Origin of the sequence: Paenibacillus terrae, assembly GCF_000943545.1 — a bacterium.
In the GTDB taxonomy this organism is placed as follows: Bacteria; Bacillota; Bacilli; order Paenibacillales; family Paenibacillaceae; genus Paenibacillus; species Paenibacillus terrae_A.
Genome location: NZ_JTHP01000001.1, coordinates 85,387 through 103,241 on the forward strand (window position 1 = coordinate 85,387; position 17,855 = coordinate 103,241).

The following is a 17,855-nucleotide window of genomic DNA, read 5'->3' on the forward strand; positions in this document are numbered from 1 at the left end:
TTTTTCAGCCGACCGCTCTTCAAAGCGGCTGTTGCCAAGAGTAGGGATGTTACCAGCATCCTTGCTCTTTTTTAGTATATCCTTCTATCATTTATTTTAGCACAATTGAATAATCGATGTAACTCATTTGGTGAAAACTTTAACTTCCTTTGGAGCGAGGGTCACGGTGATTGAACCGTTGTTAATCTGAATGGAGTCGTTGCTTAATTGGTTGGTCAGGCGAGTGCCGTTGGACAGATTGTCGAAGTTGCCAATCGTGCGGGTTTGACTGTTCCAAGAATTGTTGATAAGTACAATGGCCTCGTCGCCATTTTTAGAGCGCTGGAAGCTGTAAAAGGAGTCGTCCGCCCATTTTTCCTTTTGGCTGCCGTTTTGCAGAGCGGGGTGGCTGTTGCGCACACGGTTCAGCTTAGCGATGTACTGATACAGATCATGATTGGCGTTAAACACAACGTTTTCCCGGTTGGCAGGATCATCTCCGCCACTAAAGCCTTGCTCGGTGCCTTGATAGATGATAGGAATCCCGCGTGAGGTCAAAGTAAAGCCCAAGGCTGCCTTGAGCTGAGGCCATTTGTCATAGTTAACACCCGGTTTGCCAGAGGCGTCATTCAGGAAACGTTTTACATCATGATTGTCGATAAATACGCCGTTGGTCTGAGCATCGCGATAGTGACGATCATCTGAGTAGCGTTCCTTGATTTTCCTCATAGATTGATCGTGTCCGAACACATCCTTGATTGTATAATACATCGGAAAATCCAGTGCGGCATCGAGATACCGGGTGTAATCACCCACATAAGCAGGATCGCCACTGTAAATTTCACCGAGGGTGAAGGTATTGGCGGCCTGGTCAAAATCCTTCAAAAAGCCTTTTGGTACATGCTTGGCGGTGTCCACTCGCAGTCCGTCGATGCCCGACTCGTTCAGCAGCCATTTGATCCAGTTTTTGAGTTCATTCGCTGTATCTGGGTTGTCCTGATTCAGGTCGTCCAATCCGGCAACGTCACCATTTTCGATTTTCCACTGATTGTTTGAGTTGTAATCCGCACCTGTAATGTCGCCATTGTGATGATACCAATTTGCTTTATCAAAAGGAGCCTTGGCGAAGCCGTTCCCCGGTTGGAAATCACCTGTGTGATTCACGACTACGTCCAGCATCACAGCGATATTTTTGTCGTGTGCCTTACCGACCAGCTCTTTGAACTTGTCCATTGTACCGAGATGCCCGTCTACCGCATAAAAATCATACGTATGATAGCCGTGATAAGCGAATTCGCTCTTTTGCATCGTTACCGGAGTAATCCAGATGGCGGTAAACCCCATATTTTTAATGTAGTCGAGTTGGTTAATAATACCTTGAAAATCGCCACCATGCCACTTGCGCTGATCGCTGTTGTTGGAATTGAAGCCACCGTAATTATCGTTGGATGGATCTCCGTTGCTGAATCGGTCTGTCATGATAAAATAAATGCTCTGTTTGCTCCAGTCTGTGTTGAGGGGAGTGGGCTTGGAGAGGGTACCCAGATCTATAGGAGTGAAGGCGCCCGAAGGCGCCTCCGTTTGAATAGTTACTTCAACTCCGTTAGAGTTGGGTGTGTAGGTAGAAGTCCCTACGTTTAAGGATACACCCGAAAGTGCCCCTGTTTGGATAAGTCCTGCAAATTCGTTGAGGTTGGTTGTGTAGGTAGAAGTCCCTACGCTGAGGACGCCCCCCGAAGGCGCCCCCGTTCGGATAGATCCTGCAGCCCCGTTAGAGCCGGGTGTGTAGGTAGAAATTCCAGTGCTGAAAAGGTAGTTTTTCGTGTTGTTGCTGTCCCAGCTGTTATTGCCGTCGTTAAAAGCGGCTTCCAATTGGGAGGCAGAACCGATATCGACGGTAATTTTGGCATAGCCGCTAATCTCGACGTCCTGCATTTTCACACCAGGCACAGCAGTCCAGCTTCCGCCGGCAGGGCGATAGTGAATGTAAGGCGAGTTAAAGCCTTTTTTGTAGTATACCGTTACCTTGTTAGTTGTACCGCCGCCATCCCCGGGAATCGTGCCCGATGGAGCGCCTGATGTGATAGTTCCCGCATTGCCGCTGTTACCGGGCGTGTAAGTAGAAGTGCCCGTGCTAAAGGAGTAGTTTTTGGTGTTGTTACTGTCCCAGTTGTTATTGCCGTCGTTAAAAGCAGCTTCCAATTGGGAGGCAGAACCGATATCGACGGTAATTTTGGCATAGCCGCTAATTTCGGCATCCTGCATTTTCACACCAGGCGCAGCAGTCCAGCTTCCGCCAGCCGGACGGTAGTGAATGTAAGGTGAGTTGAAGCCTTTTTTGTAGTATATAGTTACTTTGTTGCCTGTACCCCCGTCATTATCGCCAGGCTTGGCCTTGCTGATAATATACTGTTTGAATCCATTCATTTCACCAGTTGGTGAGCCGTCGCTGTTGACGAGATTGTTGAGGCGTAAAAGTGTAAAGCCGTGATAACCGAACTTCGTGATTTTCTCCTTGATTTTTTGGAAGCCGCTGCCGCCAGTCGGGAGTGCATTCTCACCATTCAGGCGAACACCCTTGGCATTAGCGATCGAGGAGACGGTATCTACTAATGTGGACGGCAAGGAATAATTCGGTGCTGTGCCACTGTCGTTCATCTCCAGTGCAGTAAAGGTCAAATCCAGATCCGCATCTTTGAACTTCTCGATGAGACGGTTGTAATCATAATATCCACCTGCTTGCTCTGTGCTGTGAGGCATGGCAGGATTGTTCATCTGCCAGTGCAGACCGGAAATCTTGGCTCCGATACGGACACCGAACACGGAATCGAAGTTTTTGTGTGCAGCAGCTCCGATGACGCCCAGATGCTTCTCAAGCACGCTTTGGTACCACGACAGGAAATCCTTCCCATACGCGGAATTATACCCATCGTTCGTGTAAAATCCGCCCCCGTCGGTTGGAGGATTAATTTGGCTAAGGCTGCTTAGCTTGGTACCCCAAGCCGCATTAATCTTGTCCAATGATCCATACTTTTCATTCATGGCCGTGCGGAACGCATTTTTGGCTGTTTCGGTGTAGGCTTGGAATTTGCCCCGTGCAGGATAGCTCCATCCCGCTGCCGGATAGTATGAAGGATACCGCAATTCTCCTGAGGGCCCACCGCTTAAATAAATTTTGGGGATAATGCTTTTGTAGCTAGCAAATGTTTGAGCAAATGAGGCATACAGCTCGTCATATTGTTTGCCAGTTCCGCTCCATAATGGGGAAAGGGCTTCGTTATTCACATAGCCGCTTTCGTCCTTGAACTGCATTTCATCTGCACTGCCCTTGCTCGACAGCCAGCTTGGCAGCGGGATGTTGCAATCATCGCCCACATTTCCGCCGCACTTGTGCGTAGAAATGATGGGAACCCACTTCAGACCTACCTCTTTTACAGCGTCTGCATAGGTCTTGTAATAGCTCCAATCGAACTGGTTATCTCCTGCACTCTCCACATAGCCCCACCAGACATCGGTGGTGATGGCATACACGCCGTTACTTTTCAGCGTTTGCAGTTGCTTTTTGAATGCGCCCCAGTCATTGATTTTCGCCAGCGGTCCCATAACGGAAGCCTGAAAATCATCAGCAACCGCGGCGCTTGCCGTATTGGAGGGTGAGCCAATGAAGGCGGTCAAAGACAGCACAAGGCTTAATAGAATCAGGCACCCTTTGTTCCATATACTTCGATACAAGGTCAAAGCGATCATCCTCCCCAAAGCATAGTCTATTTCGACAACATTCTGTAAACGTTTACAAAATAATTATAAAGCAATCGGTTGCCCAAAAAGAAGAATTTATTGCACTCTCGAAGGGGAGAAATATGACTAATTCGCTAGTGACACCTTGTTATAGACAGACAAATGAATGCTCCTGTATATGATTCCAAACGTGTTTAAGTCAAAAAAAGCATAGGTCTAAAAATCAGACGTATGCCTTTTAGGATTGTGCAAGATAAGCTGGAGACGACATTCCATACAGAAGTAGGTGAATTTGAGAGCTTGGGAGCCTCATTTATGCATGTATGCAGTGTTACACGGAGGACTATTTTAATAAATAGGGCGATTCTTCTGGTCAGCAATGCCGCTTTTACGGTAAAAATACGTATTGATCCGATCCCGCCACTCCTGAGCGTGCTCAGTTTGATGCTCCAGACGCTCTAGCACCTGTGCATAGATCGCCTCATCCAGATGATCCCTCAAACTAACCCATGTGTCTCTAAGGTTGGCCGCACGTTCCGCACCCTCAAAATGTGTATCATAAATGTGCTGAATGACAGTTTGACCAGAGTGGAGTACGTGCGTATAAGGGACATGATGAAAGAACAATAGCAGCTCATCCGGGCAGGTTTCGGTAGATTCATAGATATCCGCTTGGGGAGAACAATATTGCCCGACATAGCCCGTTCCAGTCGTGGTAGTGCGATCCACCCCGATACCACGGCAATCGGCAAAATGGTAGGTGCCCCACATCGAATATTCGTAGCCATCCACATCCGGCCCATAGTGGTGATCAGGACTGACCATCCAGCCGACCCCGAGAGGGGCGGTGTAGGACTCGTAGATATTCCACGAATCGAGCAGCATTTTTTTAATGGCAGGAACTAGATGTTTGCTATTGCCCGTATGGGAACGATTCCTATATCCGCCAAACGTCAGCCGAACCCACTCATCTGCGATTTCGTCTGCGGACAGCTCCGGGTCCCATGCCAACCGTCCGTAGCCGTACAGATTGGACTGGGCGAGCAAATGTCCGGTCCAGTTGGTGTCTGCCCCAATATTGGTTACAGCAGCGATCCCATAGTTAGTGTACTTGGTGGAGGAAGGGGAAGCAGGACTGCCATTGCTACCCAAAGAGCCGCTCACGATTCGCTTGATGGTGGAGCCTTTTCCCTGAGTATAAGTGTCAAAATCCAGAACCTCCTTCCACTGCGGAACAAGGTAGCATAAATGCCGTTGCTGTCCTGTGTATTCTTGGGTAATCTGAAATTCCAGCAGTACCTGAGTGGCTTGCAGCGCCCCGAACAGGGGGGAGACAGGCTCCCGCACCTGAAAATCCATGGGACCGTTTTTGATCTGTAAAATGACATTATCGCGGAACAGCCCATCCAGCGGTTTAAAATAGTCAAAGGCCGCGCGAGCCCGATCCGTCTTGCGGTCGCGCCAATCCTGCTTGCAGTCGTAGACAAAGCAGCGCCAAATAATCCGTCCACCATAAGGCTGCAACGCATCTGCCAGCATGTTGGCTCCATCGGCGTGATGGCGTCCGTAGCTGAATGGACCGGGCCGATTCTCGGAATCGGCTTTGACCACGAAGCCACCCAGATCGGGAACGGCGGCGTAAACCTCCCGGGCTTTGGCCCGCCACCATTCCGCTACACCGGGGTCTAGAGGATCGGCTGTGGTTAGTCCGCCGAGCTGCATAGGGCTGGCATAGTTAATGCTCAAGTAGATTTGGATGCCATAGGCTCGAAATATTGCAGCTAGCCTGGCTACGTCCGATAAATATTTGTCCGTAATCAGCTCGGTTTCTACTTGATGGACATTCACATTGTTAATGGATAACGACTGAATGCCGACAGATGCGAGCAGACGGGCATAGTCCCTAAGGCGGTCCATATTTTTAGTTAAGGCATTATTTTCGTAAAAAATGGATGCCCCCGCATATCCCCGTTCAACACTGCCATCCATGTTATCCCAGTGATTGATCATGCGGATGGGATTAACCGGATTGGACAATACATCCAGAAACGGACCATCCGATGATTCGGATGATTTGCTGGTGGCTTGTAACGGTAGTTCGCCATCCAGTCTTCCTTGTAGCCAGCGCAGCAGATGAAAAACACCGTACAGCACGCCTGGGGCGGTCTGACCGGCGACCGTGACGTACGGCCCTTTTATAGCATCATACGAAGCTGATTGTGCCGGGTTTATCATCTCAGTTCCACGAATTCGGTAGCCTTCTGCGTTCACATCAGCCTGTTCCTCTGCACTAAATCGTTCTGCCACCAGTGGATGGTCTTTAAATGTACCGAGTGCAATAAATGGCACATCTACAGGAACGTCGTTGATCTTCGGCTGCTGTCCGAACATGGAGGTCAATCCGCGTTGTAGCTCATTTGCAGCGGTTTGGAGCACTTCATCCCCTCCGGTGACCACGATAACATTGCACCATGCGGGCCGATTCTCTGCATGACTGCTGCGTGGATAATGGAGCCAAGCGTCATAGCCGTTCTCTTTTTGCACATCCATATGATTGCTCATATTCGATCCTCCTTGTGCAGATGAAGGTCCGTCTCAGGCATGCTGCTCCTGCTCCATATGCTGCGGTAAGGTTAGGCAATTGCTCTTGCCTTCATACAGCCATAAAATAGCGGTGACTCCGCGTGGGTAATATTTGCTGCCGTGGGCAACGCCTGAGAGCATTTGGTCGCTCCAGCACCAATAGGATTCCTCAGGGTGAAGGAGCCAAGAGACATGGGCAGCATCCGCGGCTTGCCCTGCTTCATCCCAAGGGAACTCCAGCAGCTCGCGGGCAATGAACTGGGACAGGTAGATTTTACTCAGCCAAGAGTTGTTACTGGTCGAGGACAGCTTCCAGCCTCCATCTTCGAACAGGCAAACTCCCGGTGCCAGCACCGTTTCCAACTGGCGTCGAAGGGCCTGTATATATCCGCCAAACCGCCCATTGAGTTGAAGGGCCTCCTCGCATCCTGTGAAGTAAGGGAAGATCAGCCCCTCAATAGCGGGGATAATCTGTGAATCATTCCCCTCTTGAATGACCGCAGGGATATATCCCTTATCTGTCATCTGCACCGTGATCGCTACTGCGCATTTGTCCGCCTGTGAGCCAGCTTCCCGTGAAAGGGTATTGAGTCCTTCCGAGGCAAAAAGCTTCTCCAGCGCAATATATACCGCCCAGCATTTGCTGCCCAAATAGATGTTGTTGCGGGACTGCCCCAAAGAAACGTCCAGACTATCGTAGGTCGTAATTTCCGCGCCGCCCTGCGTTCTGGTGCTGTCCAAGCCCATTAAGCCGTTTCGGTGCGACGGATCAGGGTGATCCCGTTGTAACATGCTGGCGAAGCATTCACGCAAAACGGGCAGCATACGTGTCGTAAACGCCCGATCCTGTGTCTGTTCGATATATACCGTGGCGCAGCATAGCCAGTTTACCAGCTCCTCGTGGCTCATGTAGGAGAAGCAGTCGTCAATCCCTGCCAGCTCATACGCGGAGTACCCCGGACGGGAAAATACATTAGCTACGCCCATATCATGCGTAAACGTGATGCCGCCTGGATAGGTCTGTTCCTCGGTCGGGAATCGTACCTCATCGCGGTAGCTGTACCGTTTTACAAACCACTCCAGTTCGTTGCGTACCGTCCACGGGTTCAAAATCAACTCAAAGTAAAGCTGATCTGCCGTTAAATCCAGCGTATTCATCATCCGATATTCGCCTTCATTGACAATCCAGATCGGTTCTCCATCCGCTTGCTGGCTGAGCAATTGGGTACTGCCGTAGTAGCTGTGGATCGCCTGTGCGAGCATAAATTCCTGATCCTTGCTCAAGCCTGCCGACTCGATCCAGTGATTCGCCTGGATACAGGATGCCTTCAGGGCTGTAAAATGCTCCAAGGCATAGCCCGCCACGTCTTCAATATCCGTGAACAGCCGGGTGTAATAATACGCTGTGTCGATACCTGTAGTGACGATGCCGCCCCGGTAAAAACAGACGGCAAAGGAATACGTGCGCTTCTCGCCTGCGGGAACGTCCATCAGGAGCGCAGCCGTTCCACCCAGGCCGAAGGATAAGTTCTCGGCAATCGACTCCCCAAGCAGCTTCTCCAGCGTAAATCCACAGGCAGGTACCGCTTCACTGCTGTTAGTCACAATGGCCGTGCTGCGCCCTTGTCCGACGCCCGTGATTTTTCCCAACGTCCCGACATTCAACCCCGCAGCTTCCCCGCGCGGGTCTTCGCCAACAATGCGCATGCCGCTGTACGGATCACTGCCCTGATAGCCGAAAAAGGCTTTCCGCGCAGCCGTTCCCTGCGTGTTATCAATCGTAAGCTCGGCAAATACCGCCGGAACCAGCGCAGCCCGCAGCTCATCTACATCCGCTTTCCCCGGTTCTGGAACCGGACGGACAGGAGAATACAGCCGGAACGTCAAATCTCCGGCGCTCCATGTATCTGTGCCAGCTTTTAGCTCACGGGTAATGGCTTGATCGGCAAAGGGAACAAGCTGTGGCTCCGTTCGTTTATCCTTTTTCTCCACATCGTATCGGGCGCTTTCGTCCTGTGCGGCTGCAAAAAAGGGGAGCGCCTCATAGACCTCGCCGTCTCTGGATTGCAGCCCGATATATACATTTTCATCCGCGGGCTTGCCTAGCTCCAAGCCGAGTCCACCCCGATTACCCTTGAACCCGAGTGTAAAGCTGGAAAAGGCACCGACAGGTGAGTGTTGCGTGTTATAAAATATATTTTTCGTCATATAATGAAACCCCTTTCAATATAAAGAGTGACTTTCAGATACAAAAGTATTTTGCAGCATCCTCATATAGAGCCTAGCATGCTAAGGTTCAGGGAACCATTGTCAAATCGCGCCATCATTTATCCAAATCGCGCTAAAAACGATATACTGGAGTAAAACCATCAACGTCAGGAGGGGAAGCATGTCGTCACCACGTTTACCGAACCGCCCAGAGCCTACAGACCTTACGGCTACTGGAGAGGAGTACTTTTTTCCCGATGTACGAACGACGGTCAATCTGTTTGCCATCCATACGCGAAGAGTCGGAAGGGAATGGAGCTACCCGCCACATACGCATCCTCAATATGAAATTAATATCGTGCTTGCAGGAGAGCAGGTGATGGTGGTGGATGGCCGCAGCTATACACAACGGCAAGGTGATCTGGTGCTGCTGCGACCGGGAATTGTTCACTCCAGCTACAGCAGCGGGGAGGGCTTTACGTATTTTTGCATGCATTTCGACATTGATGACAAGCTGTTCCTCTCGTTACTGAGCCGACTGGAGCAGGTATTGTTTCCAGCTGAAGGTGCGGTGGCGAGGCAGATAGGACCCGCGCTGGATAAGTTGCTCGAACTTTCCACACCCAATGCAGAACAAGCAGGGGATTCGGTGGCCAAGCGTATGCGGATTCAATCTGCCGTATTTGAGCTGTTCGCTACGTTATGGGAGGCGGTATCCAGCGAAGCGGCGCATCTGCCGGGGCGCGGATACGTGCAGGCTGAGCTTGCCCATCAGATTGCCAGCCGACTTCAAGGCAGGGTGAATCAGCATTTTGGACAAATCGACTCTGTAGAAAAGCATGATGGGATTGAAGGCATTTCATCGGAATTAGGGATTAGCGTTTCCCATTGTAATCGTGTATTTCGTAGTGTTTTTGGTGTATCTCCCCGTGTGTATCTGTCTGGTCTTGTCCTGCACGAGGCTAAGTTGCTATTGGCTGATCCGCAATGGACGGTGCAGCAAATTACCGATATGCTCGGCTATGGAAACATTGCCCATTTTAGCAGGCAGTTCAAACGATGGTCCGGTCAGTCGCCGACATCCTACCGTAAAAGCACTGTGCAGGAAAGCCCATCCGATTAAAAATATGTATACTAATAAAATAGTTATGATATAATCCTCACAAAGGAGCTGAGAATTGTATGATTTTACATCAAAAACGTGTCGTCGTCATTGGCGGCAGTGCAGGTATAGGACTGGCAACAGCAATAGAAGCAGCAAAGCAGGGAGCGAGTATCGTAATTGCTGGGCGTTCTGCGGAGAAATTGGAGCAGGCGAAGAAAGTTATCCCTGCGGAATCGGTGGAAACCTTCCAACTGAATAATCAGAAGGAAGAGGAAGTGCAGGCATTTTTTGAAAAGGTCGGCGCATTCGACCATCTGTTTACACCAGGCGCGAGCTACACACGTGGTCCGATCACGATTGATACGGAAATGGCGAAGACTCCGTTTGAAGGGAAATTCTGGCCGCAATATTTCGCTGCCAAGCATGCGGTTCCGCATATTTCCAAGGAAGGCTCCATCGTCCTCATGTCTGGAGCATTCAGCCAGCGGCCGATGGGCTTTGGCGCTACATACGGGGCGGCTAACGGCGCAATCGAAAGCTTGGGTAAAGCTTTGGCGGTAGAATTGGCTCCGGTACGGGTCAATGTTGTATCTCCCGGCACCATCTGGAGAGATGGCCCCGAGGGCGAACAGCGGGCGCAAGCTTTTGAGGAATACAAGGAAGTAACCTTGCTCCATCGGGTGGGTTATAACGAGGAAATCGCGCATACCGTGTTGTATCTGATGACGAACAAGTTCACCACCGGAAGCGTGCTGTTCCCGGATGGCGGCTACACGCTGATCTAATTCCAAGCCACACGCAATCAACAGGTAGGAAACCTGTTTTCTAAACAAAAACCGGTCTAACACGTAGCATCGTGTTAGCCGGTTTTCTTTGGCTTTAGGGTATCAAGTCCTTCTGTATAGCAGTTCTCTTTACCGTCATAGTTTTACATGGTAATATTCGATTGTTGGATATAATTCAAAGTCATTGTCTGAATAGATGATAAAAAATAAAGTATATATGCAATATAACCTTGTATTTAAGGAGTAGATTACCTATGGACCAAGTGGATCATAAAATTTTGTTATGTCTACAAAACCAGGCACGCATCTCCATGACCGAGCTGGGCAAGGAGGTTGGACTTTCCCAGCCCGCTGTCACGGAAAGAGTAAGGCGCATGGAGGATAAAGGCATTATCACTGGATATCGGGCCATGGTTTCACATGAAAAAGTCGGAAAGCCGATCATGGCCCATGTGCTCGTGCATACGAATCAATGCAATTCATTTGTTGAGTTTTGTCAATCTGCACCTGAGGTCATTGAGTGCCATCGAATTAGCGGTGAGCAAAATTATTTACTTAAGGTTATGGTCGAATCCATGCTTAAGCTGGAGCAATTCGGGGATGAGTGCGGAAAGCACGGTCACTCTACCACGTTAATTGTCTTATCCTCGCCTGTAGAGCTTAAACATGTAACTCCCGCTTTATTAGACCCTTTTTGAGCTGCCGTAAATGGCTTGGCAAAGCTCGGTTGTAAACGGACCCGACATACCTTCAAATGCTGTATTGGTAAAGGCAACAACGCTGAGTCTTTGCGCGGGATCAACGAACCATGAATGACCATAAGCTCCTCCGAGACGCCACGTTCCGGGGGATTCTGCTGTTTCGCCTTCGTCGGGATTTTGGAGTACGGTGAATCCCAGTCCGAAGCCCCGTCCCGGCCAGCCTGCCAAGGAGAGATTCCCGGTCTGGATGGTGCCCATTTCACGTACCCATTCCTCAGAAAGTAATGGATTGCCACCGTTTCGCAGTGTTTCCAGTAGTCGCATAAAGTCTTTTGCGCTGCCAATCATACCCGAGCCGCCAGAGTGGAAAGCCGTCGGATCAAAGGCGCGTGCAGGCTGAAAACGAAGTCCCGCTGTGCCTTCAAACACCTGCGCAACCTCAAGCTCACGCATCCGGCGGGGTTCCAGAGTATCGTTGACATAAGCGGCGGCAAGTCGTTCGGGATCAGCAACCGTGAAGCTAGTGTCTTGCATACCGAGGGGGTCTGTAACGAGCTTTTTAACAGCCTGCTCAAGGGTTGTGCCGCATACGCGACTAATGATAGCGCCGAGTACATCGGTGGCAATGGAATAGCCCCATGCTTTACCCGGTGTATACAACAGAGGCACAGAAGCCAAACGTTGCAAGTTCTCTTCAAGGGTAAGATTTGAAAAATCCATGCCATCTGATACGCCTGCACGTTGATAGGGGCCGCCGCCTTCTTCCTCTAAAAAGCCATAGGTCAGCCCGGCAGTATGTGTGAGCAATTGCCGTACCGTAATGGATGGTTGCTCGCCGCTGATCAAGCGGGGGCGAAAGTCCGGCAACCAGCGTTCAATGGATTCATCGAGTCCAATCTGTCCTTGGGCTGCCAAAACCAAGGCCGCTGTAGATACAATTGGCTTGGATATAGAAGAGAGCCGAAATAAAGCATCCTCGCGCATAAGACGATGTTCTTCTCGATCAGCCAGCCCCGCCGCACGGACGTACACAGGTGAACCATCCATATATATCATGACGACTGCGCCAACCAGGCGCTTCTCGGCAAGGGTTTGATCTATGACTGCATTCACACGTCCGTCCAGACCATCTTGTATCGCTAAAACTCTATTTTCTACACTCATGAATATCTCATCCTCTCTATGATCCAGCGGTTATCGCTTGATGGAACTTAGTTTACAGGATGGAAAGACGACATTACATAAGGTAACAAAGGTATTCAGTGAGTATTCACGTTAAAATAAAATTATTTTAAAAGGATGGCCTTGGATTTAAATGAAAGGGGTTTTACAAGAAGTTATGCTGCATTTTACAGTAACTTTTTAAGTTGAGATACACGTCCTTGTGACACGCCAAGCCATTTTGCATAGTCATATTGTCTGGCATCGGGATGTTTCTGTATGAGCTCCTTCAGGCTTAGCGTGAAGGAGCATGCAAAAAGTTGGCTTGCTTGGTTGTCTTGGGAGGGATTTTGACTGTAATGGCTACAGGTTTTGGAGGGAATAAAGAACCTTATAAACTTCCCGATAAGCCCAAAGAAGCTGCTGTCTCGACATTTTCAGAATATATGAACGCTTCTATGAGTCGCGATTACGATAAGATGCTTTCACTGTCTGATGATTATCGTTTCGTTGATAACGAAGTATGCGGATATGGAGTTACCTCCTATCAAGCATATTCTTGCTTTTGAGGAAGGGAAGTACAAGTTAAAGATGAGGAATGTTGTGGTAAATATGATTCCTTCATCCCCTGACTATAAAACGGTCGAGTATGAGGCTGAGAAGGTAGACGATAATTTAGACGATAATTTTAATTTTTCAATCTTCTAATCAAACGATCCAAAATGTATCCAATAAAAAACCAGAAAACTAGTGTAGTGAAGTAAACAACGGCTATGGGGATGTCTTCTTTTCGCACAAATCGAAATGACTCGTACATCCAGACCAGCGGGCTAATGATAGCCAATAGTATATTATAGTCGTCGTACCCCGTAATATTTACAGTAATCACTAGACATGAGATTAGGACTAACCAAAAACGAAACGATTTCATTGCCTATACCTCCAAACCAATATTGTAACAACGTATTACCACGGACTAGCATAGATGCTTGTCTTTATGAATGTAGCTATCCGCATGCGGGCATCATGAAAGCATTAGGCTATTATAGAGCACGCATGCAAAGTCAATTCGATTTATTTTTGTTCATCAGGGATATCAAAAAAGAAATTTGTTGGATCAACTGGTTTTTGCCCTGGGTTTATTTCTTTCCCATTATTGTCAATGAGATTGTAACTGATTTCTCCAATGGCGGCCATGAAATTAAAATGGTTGATTCGACCTTGGATTGTAGGTTTCTGGCCGTCTTGTTCCAGCAATTTATAAGGCAAAAAGGATAGACCGCTGCTTTCTTTTTTTGTTGAGTCAAAACGTGCTGTCCATATTAATTCACTACGATCGTTGCTAATTTTATAGTATGAAATTACATCCATCTCCTGAATAAAAAACGAATCTGATTTGCCTTCAGGAAAATAATAGTCTGTATTCAGATTTTCATACCCTTTGGGTGTAAATTCTTTTAAATTGCTAACTTTAGGAAGTTTGATTGCTGCTCCTCTGGATACATTAAGCTTATCCGATGTATATTTGCTTTTTATTTCATTGTTTGCTTTCGCTACATAGGCCGTCTGAGATTTTGGATTCCAGGAGACATACGCACCGGATGAATCAGCAATGAATCGGAGAGGGACCATAACCCGTCCGTTTTTCAAAGTAGTGGCAACGGGCAAGCTTATATTTTTTGAACCAAGCGTTGCATTTTTTTGTCCAACTTTCAATAGCGTTTTTTCACCGCTACGGTCTATTGTCACTGTCTTGGTGTTATTATTCCATGTGATGGATACACCAGGTAAACTTTGAACAGCATTTAATGGGACCATGTAAAGTAAGGCTTAAAATAGATATGCAAGCCATTTTCGAGATGGAGTTCATTTTCTATACCTCCGTAATTGTATTTGTTGTTATAGACGAATAAAAAAGCTGAAAGTAGAGGAAAAGCTATAAGATTTGGATAGTGTGTTTTTTGGTCCCACTAATTTGCATAGTCATATTGTCTGGTATCGGTATGCTTTTGAATGAGTTCTCTATGGCCTTCCGATTTATGATATACTCTCGATATATAATTTGAATTGGATGGTGATGGCTGAATGAATCGTACACATGACCTAGGCAAGTTAATCAAACTAACTGGAGATAGAGCTAAACTAGACGCTAAAGCAAATGGCACCTATATTGTCTATAAAACGCCGGATGGTCAGTTTGTTAAAGAGTACAGTAATGGTCAAGTTGAACGAATCAATGAACAGGATATTTATCATGAGTGATCCGTTTGCTACTATGTTTGTATTCGCAGGAAACAACGGAAGTGGTAAGAGTACAATACGTAATCTAATCGTTGATAAACTTGGTGTAAGTGTTAATATCGATCCCGATGCATTAGCACGAGGGATTGATCGTGAAAACCCTGATCGACGCAAAGTATCGGCAGGAAAGGAAGCGATTAAACTAGCGCGGGATTGTATAAGAAATAAACGGGATTTTACCGTAGAGACGACACTTGCTGGTGGCAATGTGATTCGACAAATGCGTGTGGCAAAAGAAAATGGCTTTGAAGTCATCATGTTTTATGTGGGTCTAGGTGATTATCGTCTTAATATCGAGCGAGTTGCTGCACGAGTTCGAAATGGGGGTCACCATATTGATACCGCTGATATTATAAGACGGCATCAGACCTCACTTGGTAATCTACTATCACATCTGAAGCTTATCGATCATTTAATTGTCATTGACAACAGCAGCTCAGATGGCGTGATTGTATTGGAATCAGATAGTGAAACGATAAAACATCATGTGGCATTTTTACCGGATTGGGTTAAAATCATTGATATTCACTTGCAAAATAAAAATACTGATCAAGAATAAACCGACAACTGTATGATTCAGTGATCGGTTTATTCTATATTTACATCGTATTGTGTCCACAATGTCAATGCGATGTGTATTGCACCTCAAAACGGAACCCGTTAGTAATAAACCGTTTTTATTTTTCAATAGACTTTAGCAAGACGATTAACAGCATCCTGATCGTAGCTGCTTCTTGGGATTCTTTTTCTCTACACTTTTTTCACTGGACGTAGCACTGCGTAGCCATATCCTTCCGGGAAATGCCGCTGATAATCCTGCTTCGTTTCCTCATCCCATTCATATCCCATGCTGGTAGGGTCAAAGTTCCAAGCTTTTTCCTCCACAATTCTCATAACCTCTCCATTGTTTTTTAGATAATTGAAGGGCGGGTGAAAAAAAATCAGGTAATCTGATTCGGGGATGTTCTGGCACTCCATACCTGCTGGAATCTCTCCGGCGTAGTCAGCGGCAACCGGTATTCCATAGAGATAGCCCTTTTGACCATCCTGATAGAACCAGCCTGCGGTTTGACCCAATTGTTCGGGCAGTTTGAGATGAGACATGCTTTCCAGTGTTCCGCAAATTTCATCACAATTATGACCGTTTCTCCAGAAATCACCGTAGTTTCGAGAAGAGGTATCCCAGATTCCAATAAATTTGTGTGCTGGTATACGCTCAATTTTGACTTCGGCTTCTTGCAAATGTTCCTTAACCATCTGATCCCGCTCCTTCAAATGATAATGATAAGGAGAGAACACTTCAACACGAATCGCTAACGGAATAGGTCTCGGCCCTCTTTGATATACAGCCGGGGTTACCTCAAAGGCTTTTACAAATGCTCGTGTAAAAGCTTCCTGTGAAGAAAACCCATACTTTATGGCAACGTCGAGGATGCGGGCATTGCTATCCCGGAGTTCAAGGGCTGCACTGCTAATCCTGCGCATCCACACATAATCCCTTAACGTCATTCCTGTAAGAGAATGAAACTGTTTTGTGCAGTAATAAGGGGAGTAGCCTAGCTGATTGGACATTCTCAACAACGATGGTGCTGAAGTATGGTTATCATCAATCCAATCAATCATGAGCTGGACCATTTCGTTCCATTCGTACATGATGGTTCCCTCCTTTCAATTCCATCTTAACAAGCGGAATGCAGGAATATTTGACTTGAGTTGTATGGTATCCTACAGCAAATCAGATTGGCCATGCTTCTTCAGGCACCCCGTATTGTACGAAAATATAATCTCTGGACTCATTGGCTAACTTGCGCAAGCGTTGGATGTCTACATGCAGCATTTTTCCGTTCCGTTTGACAGCTTTCCCAGCCACAAACACTGAATCGACATTGCTCGTGTTTGCGCATTGCACAACAGCACCGATTGGATGATTTACCGGAAACATATTCAGGTCGTTGGTTCGAATCATAATCAGATCGGCTTCTTTTCCCGGAGTTAACGTGCCGATCTTATGATCCAGTCCCAATGCTCGGGCGCCATCAATCGTCGCAAATTCTAAAATGTCCCGTGCTGAAATGGTGAATTTCACCGGCATTTCTCCTGTGGATAAAATCTTTCCATTGATTCTGGAGCGTTCTGCTTGCAAGGCGAACTTCATTTGTGCAAACATGTCTCCACCGGTCGATACTACGACATCGACTCCTAATGAGGGTCTTCCTCCGTTCTCCATAAATAGCCCTGTAGCCGGATAGCCATGTCCCATCATCATTTCGATTTCCGGAGTAACGGAAATGGAGGCGCCCGAATCTGCGATTAGCTTATATTCCTCATAGCTGAGTGTATTGGCATGGGCAAAGTTAAGATCCGATCCGAGCAGTCCAGCCTTATGCAATTTTTCAATCGATCGATCCACCGCACCCCATGTCCCGAACCCTAAATGCATTGTACACAGCACCCCAAGCTCCCGAGCGAATCGAATCTCATCGACTGCTGTTTCCCATGCGCTAAATTCTGGTCCTCTTATGGCTAACCCCATGGTAAGCAACTGGTCATCTGATGAGAAATACTGCTTCTTCACCCGTCTGCTGTCATCGGATTGTCGTATCTGGCTTTCTCTGGACCAATATTCGCCATCACCAGGAACTCCGTGGGCAAAGACCGCTCGTGTTCCCGATTCTTGCAAGCCCCGGATCAGCTCATCCGTATGCTCGGGTGAATTAATCATCGACCAATCTAGTAGCGTGGTAACCCCTGCATCCAACGCTTCCAGCGCGCCCAGCAGATTCGCTATATACCCATCCTGCGGACGTAATTTAGCTCCAATATTGCCATAGTACATACGCCCCAGGTACTTTTCGAGAGACCAATCAGCACCTACATTCCGAACGACAGACTCCCAGGTGTGACGATGTGTATCCACGAATCCCGGCATAACAATCATGTTTGTAGCGTCAACAACTTCACAATCGGATGCTTCCAGCTCCGGTTGAACAGCGATAATTTTTTTCCCCTCGATGAGAATATCCGCTTTTTTAAAATCACCCATTGTCTTATCGAGCGTGAGTACACAGCCGTTTTGGATTAATAAACGATGGTTCATCTCTATATCTCCTTTGTATGTTGTTAGATGACTTATTTCTATGACCTCTCTTAGATCGACATTTAACCTCAGCATGTCATCATTCGATACCCAACGCTCGAAAGTACAATAGATAGACGAACTAAACCGTTTCGATCTCTATACTGCTGATTTGAAATCGCTCTTGGGATTTATGCAAAATGCTCAATCTATATATG

The 17,855-nt window shown here is 47.5% G+C and carries 13 protein-coding genes and 1 pseudogene; 6 read left to right on the forward strand and 8 right to left on the reverse strand.

Translation table 11 applies throughout. The annotated features are described in order from the left end of the window. Nucleotides 1-123: 123 nt before the first annotated feature. From QD47_RS00395 to QD47_RS00405, 3 genes are all read right to left on the reverse strand, one after another. The gene (locus tag QD47_RS00395; protein ID WP_044644243.1) at nt 124-3,717 is read right to left on the reverse strand and encodes a family 14 glycosylhydrolase; all 3,594 of its coding nucleotides are present in this window, start codon (nt 3,715-3,717) and stop codon (nt 124-126) included. Nucleotides 3,718-4,065: 348 nt separating this feature from the next. Then, nucleotides 4,066-6,279 (reverse strand): alpha-glucuronidase family glycosyl hydrolase, encoded by a 2,214-nt coding sequence (locus QD47_RS00400; RefSeq protein WP_044644244.1) that lies wholly within the window; start codon nt 6,277-6,279, stop codon nt 4,066-4,068. A gap of 33 nt (nt 6,280-6,312) precedes the next feature. Then, nucleotides 6,313-8,508, reverse strand: coding sequence for a glycoside hydrolase family 52 protein (locus QD47_RS00405; RefSeq protein ID WP_044644245.1), 2,196 nt, complete (start codon nt 8,506-8,508; stop codon nt 6,313-6,315). Between the two features lie 181 nt (nt 8,509-8,689). Here QD47_RS00405 and QD47_RS00410 point away from each other — a divergent pair, with 181 nt between their 5' ends. From QD47_RS00410 to QD47_RS00420, 3 genes are all read left to right on the forward strand, one after another. Then, complete coding sequence (locus tag QD47_RS00410; protein WP_044644246.1) at nt 8,690-9,631, forward strand: helix-turn-helix domain-containing protein; 942 nt, start codon at nt 8,690-8,692, stop codon at nt 9,629-9,631. A gap of 59 nt (nt 9,632-9,690) precedes the next feature. Further along, nucleotides 9,691-10,398 (forward strand): SDR family oxidoreductase, encoded by a 708-nt coding sequence (locus tag QD47_RS00415; RefSeq protein WP_044644247.1) that lies wholly within the window; start codon nt 9,691-9,693, stop codon nt 10,396-10,398. Between the two features lie 254 nt (nt 10,399-10,652). Then, the gene (locus QD47_RS00420; protein WP_044644248.1) at nt 10,653-11,096 is read left to right on the forward strand and encodes an Lrp/AsnC family transcriptional regulator; all 444 of its coding nucleotides are present in this window, start codon (nt 10,653-10,655) and stop codon (nt 11,094-11,096) included. Here the strand turns inward: QD47_RS00420 and QD47_RS00425 are convergent. Then, nucleotides 11,082-12,263: a serine hydrolase domain-containing protein gene (locus QD47_RS00425; protein ID WP_044644249.1), complete on the reverse strand. Its 1,182-nt coding sequence runs from the start codon at nt 12,261-12,263 to the stop codon at nt 11,082-11,084. The two genes, QD47_RS00420 and QD47_RS00425, sit on opposite strands and share 15 nt — an antisense overlap. A gap of 185 nt (nt 12,264-12,448) precedes the next feature. After that, a pseudogene (locus tag QD47_RS32840) lies at nt 12,449-12,559 on the reverse strand (AbrB/MazE/SpoVT family DNA-binding domain-containing protein); the annotation flags it as partial. A gap of 60 nt (nt 12,560-12,619) precedes the next feature. On the opposite strand from QD47_RS32840, the gene QD47_RS32845 reads away from it, so the two are divergent. After that, entirely contained in the window at nt 12,620-12,829 is a 210-nt protein-coding gene (locus QD47_RS32845) for a hypothetical protein (protein ID WP_152643752.1), read from the forward strand. Nucleotides 12,830-13,334: 505 nt separating this feature from the next. On the opposite strand, the gene QD47_RS00440 is transcribed toward QD47_RS32845, so the two are convergent. Next, nucleotides 13,335-14,078, reverse strand: coding sequence for a copper amine oxidase N-terminal domain-containing protein (locus tag QD47_RS00440; protein WP_235332150.1), 744 nt, complete (start codon nt 14,076-14,078; stop codon nt 13,335-13,337). Nucleotides 14,079-14,345: 267 nt separating this feature from the next. On the opposite strand from QD47_RS00440, the gene QD47_RS32355 reads away from it, so the two are divergent. Continuing rightward, nucleotides 14,346-14,522: a hypothetical protein gene (locus QD47_RS32355; protein ID WP_200893372.1), complete on the forward strand. Its 177-nt coding sequence runs from the start codon at nt 14,346-14,348 to the stop codon at nt 14,520-14,522. Further along, nucleotides 14,515-15,120 carry a zeta toxin family protein gene (locus tag QD47_RS00445; protein WP_044644251.1) on the forward strand — a complete coding sequence of 202 codons (606 nt, stop codon included), beginning with the start codon at nt 14,515-14,517 and terminating at the stop codon, nt 15,118-15,120. The genes QD47_RS32355 and QD47_RS00445 overlap by 8 nt, the downstream gene beginning before the upstream one ends. 191 nt (nt 15,121-15,311) lie before the next feature. Here the strand turns inward: QD47_RS00445 and QD47_RS00450 are convergent, their stop codons facing one another. Both QD47_RS00450 and QD47_RS00455 read right to left on the reverse strand, forming a co-directional pair. Next, on the reverse strand, nt 15,312-16,214 hold the full coding sequence (locus QD47_RS00450) for a helix-turn-helix domain-containing protein (RefSeq protein ID WP_044644252.1): 903 nt from the start codon (nt 16,212-16,214) through the stop codon (nt 15,312-15,314). Nucleotides 16,215-16,296: 82 nt separating this feature from the next. Then, nucleotides 16,297-17,658, reverse strand: coding sequence for an amidohydrolase family protein (locus QD47_RS00455; protein WP_044644253.1), 1,362 nt, complete (start codon nt 17,656-17,658; stop codon nt 16,297-16,299). Nucleotides 17,659-17,855: the final 197 nt, after the last annotated feature.